The 16967-nt window shown below is 40.7% G+C and carries 17 protein-coding genes; 11 read left to right on the top strand and 6 right to left on the bottom strand.

Annotated elements, in window-relative coordinates:
* Window position 1: 1 nt before the first annotated feature.
* The 4 genes from LFLEISCH_RS01770 to rnz all read right to left on the bottom strand — a co-directional run bounded on the left by LFLEISCH_RS01770 (window position 2) and on the right by rnz (window position 3398).
* The gene (locus tag LFLEISCH_RS01770) at window positions 2-508 is read right to left on the bottom strand and encodes a GNAT family N-acetyltransferase (RefSeq protein ID WP_007472464.1); all 507 of its coding nucleotides are present in this window, start codon (window positions 506-508) and stop codon (window positions 2-4) included.
* An 11-nt stretch (window positions 509-519) separates the two neighbouring features.
* On the bottom strand, window positions 520-1590 hold the full coding sequence (dinB, locus tag LFLEISCH_RS01765; RefSeq protein WP_007472462.1) for a DNA polymerase IV: 1071 nt from the start codon (window positions 1588-1590) through the stop codon (window positions 520-522).
* Between the two features lie 92 nt (window positions 1591-1682).
* A complete protein-coding gene (locus LFLEISCH_RS01760; protein WP_007472460.1) occupies window positions 1683-2474 on the bottom strand; it encodes an SDR family NAD(P)-dependent oxidoreductase in 792 nt (263 codons plus the stop codon).
* Between the two features lie 9 nt (window positions 2475-2483).
* Window positions 2484-3398, bottom strand: coding sequence for a ribonuclease Z (gene rnz, locus LFLEISCH_RS01755; RefSeq protein ID WP_007472458.1), 915 nt, complete (start codon window positions 3396-3398; stop codon window positions 2484-2486).
* Window positions 3399-3634: 236 nt separating this feature from the next.
* Here rnz and zwf point away from each other — a divergent pair, with 236 nt between their 5' ends.
* The 3 genes from zwf to LFLEISCH_RS15450 all read left to right on the top strand — a co-directional run bounded on the left by zwf (window position 3635) and on the right by LFLEISCH_RS15450 (window position 5828).
* Window positions 3635-5122, top strand: a complete 1488-nt coding sequence (gene zwf / locus LFLEISCH_RS01750; protein ID WP_007472456.1) for a glucose-6-phosphate dehydrogenase — start codon at window positions 3635-3637, stop codon at window positions 5120-5122.
* Between the two features lie 118 nt (window positions 5123-5240).
* Entirely contained in the window at window positions 5241-5672 is a 432-nt protein-coding gene (locus LFLEISCH_RS01745; protein ID WP_007472454.1) for a YueI family protein, read from the top strand.
* Between the two features lie 18 nt (window positions 5673-5690).
* Entirely contained in the window at window positions 5691-5828 is a 138-nt protein-coding gene (locus LFLEISCH_RS15450) for a hypothetical protein (RefSeq protein ID WP_099048774.1), read from the top strand.
* On the opposite strand, the gene LFLEISCH_RS01740 is transcribed toward LFLEISCH_RS15450, so the two are convergent.
* Together LFLEISCH_RS01740 and LFLEISCH_RS01735 are read right to left on the bottom strand one after the other, a co-directional pair.
* Window positions 5805-6272: a DUF6884 domain-containing protein gene (locus LFLEISCH_RS01740; RefSeq protein ID WP_007472452.1), complete on the bottom strand. Its 468-nt coding sequence runs from the start codon at window positions 6270-6272 to the stop codon at window positions 5805-5807. The two genes, LFLEISCH_RS15450 and LFLEISCH_RS01740, sit on opposite strands and share 24 nt — an antisense overlap.
* Complete coding sequence (locus LFLEISCH_RS01735) at window positions 6269-6790, bottom strand: GNAT family N-acetyltransferase (RefSeq protein WP_007472450.1); 522 nt, start codon at window positions 6788-6790, stop codon at window positions 6269-6271. The genes LFLEISCH_RS01740 and LFLEISCH_RS01735 overlap by 4 nt, the downstream gene beginning before the upstream one ends.
* A gap of 638 nt (window positions 6791-7428) precedes the next feature.
* Here LFLEISCH_RS01735 and ilvD point away from each other — a divergent pair.
* The 8 genes from ilvD to leuD are packed head-to-tail and all read left to right on the top strand — an operon-like array spanning window position 7429 to window position 16956.
* Window positions 7429-9120 carry a dihydroxy-acid dehydratase gene (gene ilvD / locus LFLEISCH_RS01730; RefSeq protein WP_007472447.1) on the top strand — a complete coding sequence of 564 codons (1692 nt, stop codon included), beginning with the start codon at window positions 7429-7431 and terminating at the stop codon, window positions 9118-9120.
* A 9-nt stretch (window positions 9121-9129) separates the two neighbouring features.
* Window positions 9130-10842 (top strand): biosynthetic-type acetolactate synthase large subunit, encoded by a 1713-nt coding sequence (gene ilvB / locus LFLEISCH_RS01725; RefSeq protein ID WP_174269984.1) that lies wholly within the window; start codon window positions 9130-9132, stop codon window positions 10840-10842.
* A 1-nt stretch (window position 10843) separates the two neighbouring features.
* On the top strand, window positions 10844-11332 hold the full coding sequence (ilvN, locus tag LFLEISCH_RS01720) for an acetolactate synthase small subunit (RefSeq protein WP_007472444.1): 489 nt from the start codon (window positions 10844-10846) through the stop codon (window positions 11330-11332).
* Window positions 11333-11374: 42 nt separating this feature from the next.
* Window positions 11375-12382 carry a ketol-acid reductoisomerase gene (gene ilvC, locus LFLEISCH_RS01715; protein ID WP_007472442.1) on the top strand — a complete coding sequence of 336 codons (1008 nt, stop codon included), beginning with the start codon at window positions 11375-11377 and terminating at the stop codon, window positions 12380-12382.
* 30 nt (window positions 12383-12412) lie between these two features.
* Window positions 12413-13945, top strand: a complete 1533-nt coding sequence (locus LFLEISCH_RS01710; RefSeq protein ID WP_007472441.1) for a 2-isopropylmalate synthase — start codon at window positions 12413-12415, stop codon at window positions 13943-13945.
* A complete protein-coding gene (gene leuB / locus LFLEISCH_RS01705; protein WP_007472439.1) occupies window positions 13946-15007 on the top strand; it encodes a 3-isopropylmalate dehydrogenase in 1062 nt (353 codons plus the stop codon).
* Window positions 15000-16397 carry a 3-isopropylmalate dehydratase large subunit gene (leuC, locus tag LFLEISCH_RS01700; protein WP_007472437.1) on the top strand — a complete coding sequence of 466 codons (1398 nt, stop codon included), beginning with the start codon at window positions 15000-15002 and terminating at the stop codon, window positions 16395-16397. The genes leuB and leuC overlap by 8 nt, the downstream gene beginning before the upstream one ends.
* Window positions 16375-16956: a 3-isopropylmalate dehydratase small subunit gene (gene leuD, locus LFLEISCH_RS01695; protein ID WP_007472435.1), complete on the top strand. Its 582-nt coding sequence runs from the start codon at window positions 16375-16377 to the stop codon at window positions 16954-16956. The genes leuC and leuD overlap by 23 nt, the downstream gene beginning before the upstream one ends.
* Window positions 16957-16967 lie beyond the last annotated feature (11 nt).

The following is a 16967-nucleotide window of genomic DNA, read 5'->3' as shown; positions in this document are numbered from 1 at the left end:
CCTAGTTTTTTAATATGCGGTACATAAATGTTACGGCGAATAATTTATCTTGGACGCGAAAATAGTCGGGGTATTCTCCTGCCACGACAAACCCCATTTTTTTATACAGATGAAAAGCAGCTTGGTTTTCACTGACGACTTCTAGTGTTAGCATATGCAAACCTGATTTTTTGGCGGAAAGAATGAGTTTTTCAAGCATCTTAGAACCGATTCCTTGTCCCCAAAAATCCTTTTTGACAGAAATGGCAATGTTCCCACGGTGCGCCATTCGTTCCTTTGCTGGCACAATGACTTGACCGACGCTGACCAGTTCATCTTCTTCAAAAGCGAGATACATACATGCTTTTTCATGATTTAAAAATTGTTGGATGATAACTTCTTCATCTGAACGAGAAACTAGAAACTCATTTTCCCCAAATGTTAAAAAGGCCGTTTCTCCCCCTACTTTATTTAAATAGCGAATAACATCTTCCGCATCCTTCATTTCTGCTTCACGAATTGTAAGCATAATATCCCCCTTTATAAGCCTTCTAAACGCATATTTTCAAAATGAATTGGTTTTAGATTCGTCACAGTTAATCCAATAAGACGAATGGCTTCTGAACCATTATACACTTCACTTAATAAGGCTACACCCGCTCCGTAAATCATTTGCCGGTCATGCACATAATTAGTAAGTGTCATGCGCTTCGTAATCGTTGTAAAATCACTATAACGTAATTTTAAAACTACCGTTTTACCGTGCTTTTGAATTTTTAAAAGTCTCGTTTCAATTTTTTCAGCAAAACGCATTAAACTTTTTTCAAGTACAAGCTCATCTACAACATTTCGTTCAAATGTAGTCTCTTTACCAACTGATTTTCGGTCCCGGTGAGGGTTTACGATATTATTAGAGCGTCCTCTGACATGACGATATAAATAGTAACCGTGCTTATGGAATTCACGAATGAGATCCCATTCACTCCAAGCTTTTAAATCCTTTCCCGTTTTGATTCCAAGCCGGTGCATTTTTTCAGAAGTTACTTTGCCGACACCATAAAATTTATCAATGGGAATGCTTTCAAGGAAAGATTCTGCTTTTTCAGGTGGGATAACCGTTAAACCAGCTGGCTTTTTATAATCAGAGGCAATTTTAGCAATAAACTTATTATAGGATACGCCAGCTGAAGAAGTAAGACCTAGCTCGTGATATATGGCGTATTGAATTTCGCGTGCAATAAGTGTGGCCGAAGCCATTCCCTTTTTATTTTCTGTTACATCCAAATAAGCTTCATCAAGTGAAAGCGGCTCTACGATATCTGTATAACGCTTAAAAATTTCACGGATTTGTGTTGAAACTGTTACATAGTGCTCCATATTCCCATGAATAAAAATCCCTTCTGGACAAAGTTTGGCAGCTTGTTTAGTGGGCATGGCAGAATGGACGCCAAATTGACGTGCTTCATAGGAACAAGTAGATACCACTCCGCGTTTATTAGGATCTCCTCCAATAATGAGTGGCTTTCCGCGATATTCTGGATGGTCTCGTTGCTCAACTGAAGCAAAAAACGCATCCATATCAATATGAATTATTTTTCGACTCACATCCACACAAAACGCCTCCCTCTAAAAAACGAACACTAGTTCTATTTCATTATACCTGAAACTCCTTTTTTTTCAAGAAAAAAACGCCTAAATTGGCGTTATTTTTTCATAAATGCGCTTCGTCCAAAAAACTCCACAACGCTAGGAATGACTTGATAGATTCTCGTACCAATATTCATTAAAAACGGAAGGTTCACTTCTCGACGATTTTTCCCGATAATTCGGATGGTTTTTTCTGCGACCTTTTCTGGTTTTAAAACAAGGAACCCTACACTTTTTAAATACTCGCCAGATTCATCGGCGATATCAAAAAAATGAGTTGCAATGGGGCCTGGGTTAACCGTCGTCACCTTAATATTATCCCCTTTTAATTCCATTCGAAGTGCATTTGAATACCCTAAAACAGCAAATTTTGTCGCTGCATACGCACTTGATTTTGGTGTCGCAATCTTAGCTGCTTGGGAGGCAATTTGAATAATATGACCACTCTTTTTTTGCTTAAAGTACGGAATAAAAAGTTGCGTAAAACGTATTAGTCCTAAAACATTGGTATCAAACATCGCTTCCACTGTCTCAAATGGGGTATTTTCTGCCGTTTCAAATAAACCGAAGCCCGCACAGTTGATCAAAGCGTCTATTTCATGGCGCACTAAAATAGTGTTAGCTACTTGCTCCAGCTCTTTAAAATCGGTTATGTCCAGATGGTAATAATCGGCTTTAACTTGAAAGCTTTTTTTAATTTGCTCACTAATTTGAGCGAGTTTCGCTTCATTTCTAGCGAGTAAAATGACATTTGCGTCTGATTGCGCTGCATAAAAAGCAAGTTTTTCCCCAAGTCCACTCGAAGCGCCTGTAATTAATACCGTTTTCCCTTTCAAATAAGCATTCATTGGAACCTCCTAAATGTCAAAAACAGAAAAATCTTCTGCAATATCTGTATTCGGAAAAATTTGACGTGCCTCATCCCGTAAGGCTAAGCTTGCTTCTTTATCATAGCGCGAACTAATATGCGTTAAAATAAGATGTTTGGCATTCGCTTCTTTTGCAAGACCTGCCGCCTCCGTAGTCGTTGAATGCATATACTCTTTTGCCATCTCCACTTTAGATGCTTCAAAGGTGGCTTCATGGACAATAATATCCGCATTTCTAGCAAGCGGAAGTTCATTTTTATGTTGCCTTGTGTCCCCAAAAATAGCAATGATTCGCCCCTTCTGTTCTGGCCCAATAAACGCCTGCCCATCAATCATTCGACCGTCAGGAAGTATAACGGTTTTTCCTTCCTTTAATTCCTGATAAAGAGGTCCAGCCGGCACACCTTCTGCTTTTAACTTGGCTGCGTCGAGTGAGCCAGGTTTCGCACTTTCCATCAGGCGGTAGCCAAAGCTTTGAATGCCGTGATCAAGTTCATCGCAAACGATTTTCCACTGTTTGTCAGAAAAAATTTCGCCTGGTTCAACTTCTACGATTTGAAGCGGATAGGTCAAATGAGAGCCACTAAGTTCGAGTGAGTCCTTTATATAAAGCGCAATACCCGGAGGTCCGTAAATGGTAAGTTCTGTTTCTCCGCCTTGAAAAGAACGGCTACTTAAAAGACCTGGTAAACCAAAAATATGGTCTCCATGTAAATGGGTTATAAAAATTTTTTCGAGTTTACTTAATCGAATGGGACTACGTAAAATTTGATGCTGTGTACCTTCTCCGCAATCAAATAGCCAAATCGCGTTTCGCTCATTTAACATGGAGATGGCAATTGAAGTTACATTTCGATTTTTTGAGGGTACTCCTGCACCCGTTCCAAGAAAAATCAGTTCCACTTTACTCCCAACTTTCTAAATCAATATGTTTCATTTTATCATACTCAAAAAAAAATGGAATGGATACTTGCAATAAAACGCTTTCAAATAAACTTTGATTTCTTTTCTGGTTCAAACAGTTGCACAATCATATTTTAATGGATAAAATAGTATGGAGCTATAGAGCTTTTTGTGCTCGAGTTACTTATAAAAGGTAATCCTTGTGAAAGCAGAAACGAGAAAGAGGGTAAGTACGTATGACAGACAATTTAGAACAAAAAGCTTTGATTACAATTTTTGGCGGTACGGGAGATTTAGCAAATCGAAAACTTTACCCTTCGCTATATCATTTATTTAGCAAAGGCTATCTCAAGAAAAATTTCGCTGTTATTGGTACCGCGCGCCGAGAATGGAGTAATGATTTTTTCCGCGATAAAGTGAAAGAATCTATTCAAGATATTGCAACTTCCAGTGCTGAAGCCGATGAATTTGCAAGCCATTTTTACTATCAATCACATGATGTCACTAATAAAGAATCTTACGTTTCGCTTAAAACGTTGTCCGATAGTCTTGATCAAAAGTATGATTTAGCTGGTAACCGTATTTTTTATCTCGCGATGGCGCCAAATTTCTTTGGTATTATCGCAAGTCGCATTAAATCTGAAGGTTTTGTAGATACGAAAGGTTTCCACCGTCTTATTATTGAAAAACCATTCGGCCATGATTTAGAGAGCGCTAAAGAATTAAATGATTCGCTTCGTGAAGCTTTTCATGAAGATGAAATTTATCGTATCGACCATTATCTAGGTAAAGAAATGATTCAAAATATTTCCGTTATCCGCTTCGCTAATTCTATCATTGAATCGCTTTGGAATAATCGTTATATTGATAATATTCAAGTAACACTAAGTGAAACTTTAGGTGTTGAAGACCGCGGGCGCTATTATGATGAGAGCGGCGCACTTCGTGATATGGTTCAAAATCATATATTACAAATCGTTTCTTTACTTGCTATGGAACCCCCTATTAAACTTTCGACAAAAGAAATTCGCCACGAAAAAGTACGTGCACTCCGCTCGCTTCGTGTTTATGAAGGCGAAGAAGTGTTAAAAAACTTTATTCGTGGGCAATACAGTGCAGGTCACGCTTTTGGTAAAGAGTTAAAAGGGTACCGCGAGGAAGATAATGTCAACCCTGAATCTAACACAGAAACCTTTGTAGCAGCTAAACTCCTTATTGATAATTTCCGCTGGACGGGTGTACCTTTTTATATTCGAACAGGTAAACGCCTTGCTGGTAAAGCGACACAAATCGCTATTCGTTTTAAAGATGTACCGATGAATTTATTTTCTGGTGATATGGCGGCACTAGGCGGCAATGTGCTTGTTATTCATATTCAGCCTAATGAAGGGATTACCTTACATTTAAACGTTAAAAAACCTGGCCAAGGAATGGAAACGATGCCGGTTAATTTAAACTACGCACACTCGTCTCCGGACGGAATGAATACACCAGAAGCATACGAAAAACTCATTTTAGACTGCTTACGCGGGGATGCAACGTACTTCTCCCACTGGGATGAAGTGAGCTTATCGTGGAATTTCATTGATCATGTAGCTGATGTTTGGAAAGGCACCGATACCCATTTTCCAAACTACAAGCCTGGCACTATGGGACCAGACGAAGCTGACGAATTACTTACTAAAGACGGATTTAGTTGGTTTAAGGTACACGAAGAAGAATAAAATAAAGCCCCAAAGCGTTTGCTTTCGGGGCTTTTTAGATGTTGATTTTGAGAAAACTTGAAATAATAACACCACATGCTAAAATGGAAGAGAATAATCTTAAAGGAGTTTTCTTAAAATGGCTGATAATGTGCAAGATTACATCGAAAATGGAATGTATGGTCCTAAAGAATTGAATCCAGCAGAAAAAAAGAAATATTTAGGTACTTACCGAGAACGCGTCATTGTGGCTTTAGATAAAAGCGAAGTGCTTGCAAAAAAAATGTTACCCGAGCTTGAGCAAAAAATCATCGCTTACAAAGATTCGAAACTACTTTTAAATGGCGCACTTGGCTATAGTATGCTCCGTCCTTACATCCAAATTGCCGAGCGAACCAAACATGAATTTTCTATCGTATCGCGTGGTGAAGATGACACCGATATTTACCTTGTCTTAGCGGACACTAAAGAAGTGAATATTCCAGATATTCACTTACATGAGGAGCAAAAAGAGGTTGAAAAAAAAGAGAAACGCTCCCTTTTAGACAAAATCAAAGAAATTTTGAATTAATAACAGGAGGTTCCATTCATGTTACACACAATCGCTATCGCCCTTTGTATACTCATGCTTCTTCAATCACTTTACTTTTTTATTCGCAAAAATATAAATATGGGCGTACTCTTTTTACTTATTACTGCTGCATTATTTATGCTCACGCGCATCTAGTTCTTTATTTGTTAAAATGGCTTGTTTCAAATGAGCCTGCATCACGCCAATCCCCGAATAGCCAATGAGTGGCTGCGTGAAAGATTGCTTTCCCCCACTAATTTCTTCCAAGAGCGGACCGTATTTTTTGCCACCTAAAAGGATAACCTCTTCCTGATTTTTAAGTTGAAGCATTTGCCACTGGGCTCTTAAAGCGTCTAGTTGAATGGTATCTTTTGTGACACCTTTTTGATTAAAGCGTACGTCGTAGGTGGCTCCTAGGATATCATTTGGGTGCAGAAAACCGTATTTGGGGGATAAAATAACATATTCATCCGCGAATTGTTCTGCATAACGCTGGCAAAGCTTATGAAAGGTTCCGGTATATGCTTTTCTTGCCTCACAAGAACCCAATTTCGGATTTTTATCCCATATCTTAGGTTTTCCAGAAGGAATAATCATCATTTGTTTTCTAGCTCCCAAAGTGTAATTTTCCCGCCAAGTTGCATCTCATCATGCCCTTCTTGATAAATAAAGCCTGTTCCTTTTAAAACTTGTATGGAAGCTGTATTTTGTTCAAATGAGCGAGCAAAAATGCGTTTTATCTTTTTTTGTTTTAAAAGCCACTCAATCATGCCTGATAAAGCTTCTTTCATGTATCCGTGACCTTGATAGTCTGTTACAATACTATATCCAAGTTCAATTTCACCTGTTTCATCAGGATTTCCTTGGCCGCCAATTTCTCCAATTACAATCCCTTCTTCTTTTAAAACAACAAGCCTTGTCCACTTTGTCATTTCAGGTTTATTTTTAACATTTTCAAGCACATAAGGTAAATAGAAAAAGAAATCAATCCCTGGCCAATCTTCTGAAACATCATAACCAGTAACCTTTTCAAGTTCAGAAATACCTTTTATGGTTGCTTCAATCATTTCAAACGTATACTCAATTAAAAGTAAGCGCTTGGTTTCTAATGGTTTCATTCCCTTCCCTTACTTTCCTCATCAAATTTGCTACTTTAAATTTATCAAAAAAAAACTATAATTGTACAATTATGGTGTTTATCCTCATAAAAATAAAACAATCCTGATTAAAAAAATAAAAATTTTCTGTCTTTTCTATTCGCGAACTCGAATGAATCCGCTTTCTTTATTGTTATTAGCCGATTGTTATACCTGGTACTAATTAATCATTTTAATCTTTTGTAATCATTGAATTGTCTAAACTGACGGAAAATTTACAAATAACTGTTGACTTCCGCCTGGAACACGTTTATATTTAATAATAACATTACATCACTTGCTAGATTTAAAGCTTTGGTGTAGTAAATTATGAATGATTCTATCCCATTTTATTAAAAGGAGTTAATGACCATGAAACAAGTAAATTTTAATGCCGTCATTACAATTTTATTACTCTAGCAGGACTTTGAATTCGCGTTTTAACGGCGGTTTCGAGTCCTGTTTAGGTTACTTAAATGGGATTCTTTCAAAGCATCCCATTTTGTTTGGAACAAAATTGGGGTGCTTTTTCTATTGCTAGGATTTTACGTATTTCCTTATAATTAGTAAATTCATAAAATTCTGCTTAGATTATTAATGAAGTGAAAAGGGGTAGGAATATGCGAAGTGATAAAATAAAAAAAGGTGTGGAACAAGCACCTGCAAGAAGTTTACTACATGCAACAGGCCAACTCAAAAGTCCCGGTGATATGAACAAACCATTTATCGCCATTTGTAACTCTTATATTGATATCGTTCCCGGCCATGTTCACCTTCGCGAACTTGCGGATGTGGCGAAAGAAGCTATTCGAGAAGCTGGCGGAATTCCGTTTGAGTTTAATACAATCGGAGTTGATGATGGTATCGCAATGGGTCACATCGGAATGCGCTATTCTCTTCCTAGCCGCGAAATTATTGCGGATGCAGCTGAAACGGTTATTAATGCTCACTGGTTCGATGGCGTGTTTTATATTCCGAATTGCGACAAAATTACACCTGGCATGTTGCTTGCCTCAGTTCGGACAAACGTTCCAGCTATCTTCTGCTCGGGCGGGCCAATGAAAGCCGGTCTCTCTGCTGAAGGAAAGGCGCTCACACTCTCATCTGTTTTTGAAGCTGTAGGAGCTTTTAAAGAGGGCTCTATGTCTAAAGAGGAGTTTTTAGATATGGAAGCAAACGCGTGTCCAACTTGCGGCTCTTGCGCAGGGATGTTCACTGCCAACTCAATGAATTGTCTGATGGAAATTCTAGGTCTTGCTCTTCCGGGAAACGGGACGACATTAGCTGTATCAGATGACCGGCGCGAACTTATTCGTAAATCTGCATTTCACTTAATGGATTTAGTTAAAAAAGATATTCGCCCGAAAGACATTGTAACGAAAGACGCGATTGATGATGCCTTTGCGCTTGATATGGCGATGGGGGGCTCAACCAATACGGTTCTTCACACGCTTGCGCTTGCTAGTGAAGCGGGCATTGATTATGAGCTTGAGCGAATTAACGATATTGCTGCTCGTGTTCCCTACCTTTCTAAAATCGCCCCTTCTTCTGCCTATTCGATGCACGATGTTCATGAGGCGGGTGGCGTTTCAGCTATCATCAAAGAACTTGTGGAACTTGAAAATGCCATTCACCCCGATAGAATCACGGTAACAGGAAAAACGCTTCGTGAAAATGTGGCGGATGCAGCAATCCATAATGAAAAAGTCATTCATCCGAAAGAAGATCCTTATAGCCCTGTTGGTGGCTTATCGATATTATTTGGCAATATTGCACCAAAAGGAGCCGCAATTAAAGTGGGCGGTGTCGATCCTTCTGTTCAAGTGTTTAAAGGAGAAGCCATTTGCTTTAGCTCTCACGATGAAGCGGTTAGCGCGATTGATGACCATACTGTAAAAGAAGGTCATGTCGTTGTGATTCGCTATGAGGGACCAAAAGGCGGACCAGGAATGCCAGAAATGCTTGCACCAACCTCTTCTATCGTTGGTCGTGGTCTTGGTAAAGATGTTGCCCTTATTACAGATGGCCGATTCTCCGGGGCAACGCGAGGCATCGCGGTTGGTCATATTTCACCCGAAGCGGCAGCTGGTGGACCGATTGCACTCGTTCGTGACGGGGATCAAATTATTATTGATTTACCAAATCGTACGCTAAATGTTGATGTGTCTGATGAAGAACTAGAAGCGCGTAAACAAGAACTCGCTCCTTTTAAAGCCAAAGTAAAAACCGGGTATTTGGCGCGTTACACAGCGCTTGTTACGTCTGCACATACGGGCGGCGTTATGAAAATCCCTGAAGACTTATTAGATTAAAACGAGGTGATGGCAATGCTAAAAAATGAAACGAGCAGTACAGCACTAAAAACAGGATCCGAACTCCTCATTGATGCCCTAAATAACCAACAAGTGGAAATGATTTTCGGCTACCCTGGCGGTGCAGTTTTACCCTTATATGATGCGTTTTATGACTCGCCAATTCCACATATTTTGGCGAGACATGAACAAGGAGCCATTCATGCCGCTGAAGGTTATGCAAAAGTAACTGGTAAACCTGGCGTTGTCGTTGTCACGAGCGGACCTGGTGCAACAAATGTCTTGACCGGCATTGCAGATGCGATGAGTGATTCTATTCCACTTGTTGTATTTACAGGGCAAGTTCACACACCAGGAATTGGTAAAGATGCGTTTCAGGAAGCCGACATGATTGGCCTTACCATTCCAATTACAAAATACAATTATCAAGTTCGCGATGTGTGTGATTTACCAAGAATTGTGAATGAAGCGTTTCATATTGCAAACACCGGTAGAAAAGGACCTGTTGTGATTGACATTCCAAAAGATATTGGGATTAGTCAAACGGATACGGTTCATCCTGACACCATTGATTTACCTGGCTACCAGCCTACTTATTTGCCGAATCCGCTTCAAATTGATAAGTTAATGCGCGCTCTTGAAAAAGCGAATAAACCTCTTATTTTAGCGGGCGCTGGGGTCAATCATTCGCGAGCAACAGCAGAACTTTTAGAATTTGCAGAACGTTATGAAATACCTGTTGTAAATACATTACTTGGTCTTGGAAGCTTTCCCACATCGCATGAACTTTTCCTTGGAATGGGAGGCATGCATGGTTCCTATGCGGCGAATATGGCGCTCACGGACTGTGATTTGTTAATCAACTTCGGATCAAGATTTGATGACCGATTAGCAAGCGCACCAAAAGAATTCGCTAAACATGCGGTGATTGCACATATTGATATTGATCCTGCTGAAATTGGAAAAATCATTCCTACACAAATTCCAATCGTAGCAGATATTAATGAAACCTTACAACACATTTTAAAAATCACTTTGCCTGAAAAAGAGGATATCTCACACTGGCATAAATTGAATATGACGCGAAAATCACGTCATCCCTATTCCTATGACCGCGAACAAAACGCTGAAATTAAACCCCAAAAAGTCATTGAATTAATTGGTGAACTTACAAATGGCGAGGCGCTTGTCGCAACGGATGTTGGGCAACATCAAATGTGGGTAGCACAATTTTATCCTTTCCAGTTCGACCATCAAATTATTACAAGTGGCGGACTTGGCACGATGGGATTTGGTATTCCTGCTGGAATTGGGGCCAAGCTTGCTTTTCCAAATAAAACGGTCGTCGCCTTTGTTGGCGATGGTGGATTTCAAATGACTTCACAGGAACTGGCGATTTTAAATGATTATGGTATCGCGCTTAAAACGGTTATTTTAAACAATGGTTCTCTTGGGATGGTCAGACAGTGGCAAGAAAAATTCCATAACGAGCGTTTTTCACACTCCATTTTCCAAAGTCAGCCTGATTTTGTGAAACTTGGTGAGGCATATGGTGTAAAGAGTGTACGTATCACAGAACCTGATGCGCTTTATGAAAAATTACACGAAGCTTTTTCATACGATGGTCCTGTTGTTATTGATGTGCATATTGCAAAGGATGAGCTTGTGCTACCTATGGTGCCAAGTGGAAAACCGAATCACCAGATGGAGGGAGTCGAGTGAGATGCGTAGAATTATTACGGCAACGGTGAATAATGCCTCTGGTGTTTTAAACCGGATAACAGGTGTTATTTCAAGGCGACAATACAATATTGATAGCATTTCTGTCGGCTGGACGGAGACACCGAATGTTTCACGAATTACAATTGTTGTTCATGTGGACTCACTTTATGAGATTGAACAAGTGACTAAGCAATTAAATAAACAAATTGATGTATTAAAGGTCAGTGATATTACAGATGACCCACATATTGAGCGGGAATTAGCTTTAGTGAAAATTAACGCCCCCGCCCCTGTTCGAGCTGAACTTACGGCTGTTATTGAACCTTTTCGTGCAACGGTCATAGATGTAGGTACGAAAAATGTTGTCATTCAAGTAACGGGGACGAGTGAAAAAGTGGATGCATTTGTTGATATTGTCAGGCCATATGGCATCAAGCAAATGGCGCGTACTGGTGTAACTGGGTTTACACGTAGCCCAAAAAAACTTTAGGTAAGTGAATTACCATATAGAAAAAATTTGGAGGTTAGGAAAATGACAAAAGTTTATTATGAAGATGCTGTAAAAGAAAATGCTTTAGAAGGAAAAACAGTGGCGGTAATCGGTTATGGTTCACAAGGCCACGCCCATTCACAAAATTTACGTGACAACGGGAATAGCGTTATTATCGGGATTCGCGAAGGAAAATCAGCTGAATCAGCAAGAAACGATGGTTTTGATGTTTATTCTGTTGAAGAGGCAGCTAAAAAAGCGGATGTTGTCATGATTCTTCTTCCAGATGAAACGCAAGGTGAAGCCTATGAAAATGAAATCAAGCCTGGTTTAGAAGCCGGAAATGCTCTTGTTTTTGCACACGGTTTTAACATCCATTTTGATGTAATTCAACCACCAAGTGATGTAGATGTCTTTTTAGTAGCCCCTAAAGGTCCAGGGCATCTTGTTCGCCGTACGTTTGTCGAAGGTGGCGCAGTCCCGGCACTATTTGCCGTTTATCAAGACGCAACAGGCGCTGCGCGTGACGTGGCCTTATCTTATGCTAAAGGAATCGGCGCAACTCGTGCAGGTGTGATTGAAACGAGCTTTAAAGAAGAAACCGAAACCGATTTATTCGGAGAACAAGCTGTACTTTGTGGCGGGGCTACCCACTTAATCCAAGCTGGTTTTGAAACACTCGTTGAAGCTGGATACCAACCGGAACTAGCTTATTTTGAAGTTCTGCATGAAATGAAACTTATTGTAGATTTAATGTATGAAGGTGGTATGGAAAAAATGCGTCACTCCATCTCCAATACTGCGGAATACGGGGATTATGTTTCTGGTCCGCGCGTTGTTACTGCTGATACGAAAAAAGCGATGAAAGAAGTTTTAACGGATATTCAAAACGGAAATTTTGCCAAAGCCTTTATTGATGATAATAAAAATGGCTTCAAAGAGTTCCACCGTTTACGCAAAGAACAAAAAGGGCATCAAATTGAGCAAGTAGGTGCGGAACTACGCCAAATGATGCCATTTGTAAATCCAAAGCAAGTTGAACAAGTTTAATTCTAAAAAAATCTAATGAGGTGAAATCGAATGAAAAAAATCCAGTTTTTTGATACTACACTTCGCGACGGCGAACAGACCCCTGGAGTAAATTTTGATGTAAAGGAGAAAGTCAGAATCGCCTTACAACTGGAGAAACTTGGTGTGGATGTCATCGAAGCCGGTTTTCCGATTTCATCTTCAGGCGATTTTGAATGTGTAAAAGCGATTAGTGAGGCCATGACAACTACTAGTGTGACTGGCCTCGCACGTTGCCGCGAACAAGATATTCTCCGGGCACATGAAGCGCTAAAACATGCGAAACATCCGCAACTGCATATTTTCCTGGCAACAAGCGACGTTCATATGCAGTACAAACTCAAAATGACCAAAGACGAAGTTTTAGCTTCTATTAAACATCACGTTACTTTTGCTAGAAAATTATTTGACATTGTTCAATTTTCACCAGAAGATGCGACACGTACAGATCGTGCTTTTCTAATTGAGGCCGTTCAAACTGCCATTCTTGCTGGCGCTAAAGTGATTAATATTCCGGATACCGTTGGCTACACAAACCCAAGCGAATTTGGTCAACTTTTCCGCGATTTAAAAGCCAATATCCCGCAATTTGATGAGGTTATTTTTTCGTCTCATTGTCATGATGATCTTGGTATGGCGGTTGCCAATTCACTTGCAGCGATTGAAAACGGTGCAAGACGCGTTGAAGGTGCCATTAATGGTATTGGAGAACGGGCAGGTAATACAGCGCTTGAAGAAGTGGCTGTTGCCCTTCATATTCGAAAAGATTTCTACCAAACCGAAACAAATATCACATTAAATCAAATTAAAGCAACAAGCGACCTAGTGAGTCGCCTTTCTGGAATGCCTGTTCCCAGAAACAAAGCGGTTATTGGTGGCAACGCCTATGCACATGAATCGGGCATCCATCAAGACGGGGTTCTTAAAAATCCGGATACGTATGAAATTATTACGCCTGCTCTTGTTGGGGTTCAAAAAAATTCACTTCCTCTTGGAAAACTTTCTGGACGTCATGCGTTTAACACGCGTATGGAAGAACTAGGCTACTCGCTTTCAGAAGAAGAGCAAAACGAGGCTTTTAAACGTTTTAAAAATCTGGCAGATGTGAAAAAGGAAATTTCAGAAGCGGATTTGCATGCGTTAGTTGTGGGCCAAGCTTCTGAAACGGCTGAAGATGAAACACTCGCCCACTTGCAGGTGCAATATGTGACGGGTGGTGTTCAGGCGGCAGTGGTTCGAACGGAAGGCAAACAAGGCGTGCGTGAGGATGCTGCAACGGGTGCCGGTAGTATTGAAGCCATTTATAATACAATCAACCGTTTACTTAACCAAAATGTGACGCTTGTCAATTATCATATTCAGGCCATCACACCAGGCCAAGATGCTCAAGCAGAAGTTCATGTTGTGATTCAAAACGAGGCGCATGAAGAGATACACGGAATTGGCATTGATCATGACGTTCTAGCGGCCAGTGCCAAGGCCTATTTAAATGCTAGTACGAAGCAAATACCTGCAGGCAAACAGTCATTTGAGGAGGCACATTAAATGAAATACACGATTACTGCTCTTCCTGGTGACGGGATTGGTCCAGAAATTATGGATGCAGGCCTTTCTGCACTAAAGGAAATTGAAAAACAATTTGGGCATGATTTTCAAATTACAACTTGTGCGTTTGGTGGTGCTGCCATCGATTTAACTGGCCAGCCGCTTCCAGAAGAGACACTTATCAGTTGCCAAAAATCAGATGCCATTTTACTTGCGGCTATTGGCGGTCCAAAGTGGGATGATGCAAAAATCCGGCCGGAACAAGGTTTACTTGCTCTACGGAAATCACTCGGTTTGTTTGCAAATATTCGTCCTGTACAGGTGCCTGAAAGTATTAGCCACCTCTCCCCTTTAAAACAAGAGATTGTGAGTGGTTCTGATTTTGTTATCGTTCGGGAGCTGACGGGCGGGCTCTATTTTGGGGAGCCGAAACATTTTGATGATAGTGGTGCGGTGGATACGCTCGTTTATTCGGCGGAAGAAATTAGACGGATTATCGTTCAAGCGTTTGAAATTGCTGAAAAACGAAGAAAAAGAGTCACTTCTGTCGATAAAGCAAACGTTCTTGCGTCGAGTAAATTATGGCGTCAAATAGCAAATGATGTGGCAAAAGAGTATCCGGATGTGACGCTTAATCACCAATACGTGGATGCTTGTGCCATGCATTTAATTCAAAATCCGACCCAGTTTGATGTTTTGGTTACGGAAAATATGTTTGGTGACATTTTAAGTGATGAGGCTTCCGTTTTATCTGGCTCGCTTGGAATGCTACCATCGGCGAGTTTTGCCAAAGATGGCCCATCCCTTTACGAACCCATCCACGGTTCTGCACCTGATATTGCAGGGGAAAATGTGGCGAATCCGATTTCCATGATTTTATCGGTGGTGATGATGCTCCGCGAGTCTTTCCACTTGGAAGCTGAGGCGCGCGCACTTGAAACAGCGGTTAGTGAGACACTATCAGCCGGGTTTTTTACAAAAGATTTAAAAGGTCAGGCGACAACGACTGATTTTACAAAAGAAGTTCAAAAACGGATTAAAGGAGGCGTTACAAATGGGTAAAACACTTTTTGATAAACTTTGGGACCGTCATGTGATATACGGAGAAGTAGGTGAACCTCAGTTATTATATGTGGATTTGCATCTTATTCATGAAGTGACCTCTCCTCAAGCGTTTGAAGGACTCAGGATGGAAGGTCGGCAAGTTCGCAGGCCAGATAAGACGTTTGCAACTATGGATCATAATGTGCCAACAGAAGATATTTTTAACATTCAAGATCTCGTTTCGAAAAAGCAAATTGAAGCTTTGCAAAAAAATTGCCGCGATTTTGGTGTCACGCTTGCAGATGTAGGCTCAGAGCGGCAAGGTATTGTTCACATGGTTGGTCCAGAAACTGGCCTCACCCAACCCGGTAAAGTGATTGTGTGTGGTGATTCGCATACTGCCACTCATGGCGCGTTTGGTGCGATTGGCTTTGGAATTGGATCCAGTGAAGTGGAACATGTATTTGCCACTCAAACGATTTGGCAACAAAAGCCAAAATCAATGGGTATTGAAATTAATGGCAAACTACAACCTGGCGTTTATGCAAAAGATATTATTTTGCATCTAATTGCGACTTACGGCGTTAGTTTTGGTACTGGGTACGCCATCGAATATTTTGGGGATACTATAGCAAACCTCACCATGGAAGAACGGATGACCATTTGTAATATGGCGATTGAAGGTGGTGCAAAAATGGGCATGATGGCGCCAGATCAAACGACATTTGATTATGTCCGTGGGCGCGAATATGCTCCGCAAGACATGGAGGCCGCAATTTCAGACTGGCAAACTTTGAAGACCGATCAAGATGCGACTTATGACTTGCATATTCAAGTCGACGTTTCAACACTTGAACCGTATGTTACTTGGGGCACGAATCCTGAAATGGGCGTTCCTATCTCACAGCCCTTTCCCCCTACACAAAATTTAAATGATGAACGTGCCTACTCTTATATGGGACTAAATCCCGGCGAACGTGCCGAGGACATCGAACTTGGATATGTTTTTATTGGTTCTTGCACAAATGCCCGTCTTTCAGATCTTGAAGAAGCTGCTAAAATCATTGCGGGAAAAAAAGTGAGGCCGGGTATTCGCGCACTAGTCGTCCCAGGTTCGCGCAAAGTCCGTTTTGAAGCCGAAAAAAGAGGGCTGGACCAAATATTTAAAGAAGCTGGTTTTGAATGGCGTGAGCCCGGTTGCTCGATGTGTCTTGGTATGAATCCAGACCAAGTGCCAGACGGGGTGCACTGTGCCTCTACGTCAAATCGAAATTTTGAAGGCCGGCAAGGTAAAGGTGCAAGAACACATCTTGTCTCCCCTGCCATGGCCGCTGTTGCTGCGATTCACGGAAGATTTGTTGACGTTAGAAAGGAGGCGGTGATTAGTGGAAGCCATTCAAATTCATAAAGGGCAAACCGTTGCACTAATGAACGACAATATAGATACGGATCAAATTATTCCAAAAACATTTTTAAAACGTATTGAAAAAACAGGATTTGGCGAATTTTTATTTGATGAGTGGCGCTACTTGCCTAATCGTAAACCTAATCCGGACTTTCCTCTCAATGCCCCTAGTCGTAAAAATGCGACCATTTTAGTCACAGGTGAGAATTTTGGTTGTGGCTCATCGCGTGAACATGCTGCTTGGGCACTACTTGATTACGGTTTTCGCGTTATTATTGCAGGTGGCTATAGCGACATTTTTTATATGAATTGCACCAAAAACGGGGTCCTCCCGATTGTTTTACCGAAAGAAGCGCGCACAAAGCTCGCCGAAATTTCAGCCGATGAACAAATTGTCATTGATTTACCCCATCAATATGTTGAAAGTTCAGTGGGACGTTTCGAGTTTTCAATTGACCCGACTTGGAAAGAAAAATTTCTAAATGGGCTCGATGATATTGCGATTACACTGGAACATTTAGATGCCATAATGGCGTATGAAACAAAAATCGAATCAAAATAGAAAGGTTGTGA

It is taken from the genome of Listeria fleischmannii subsp. fleischmannii LU2006-1 (genome assembly GCF_000344175.1).
Taxonomy (GTDB): domain Bacteria; phylum Bacillota; class Bacilli; order Lactobacillales; family Listeriaceae; genus Listeria; species Listeria fleischmannii.
This window is presented reverse-complemented; position numbering and strand designations above follow the sequence as displayed.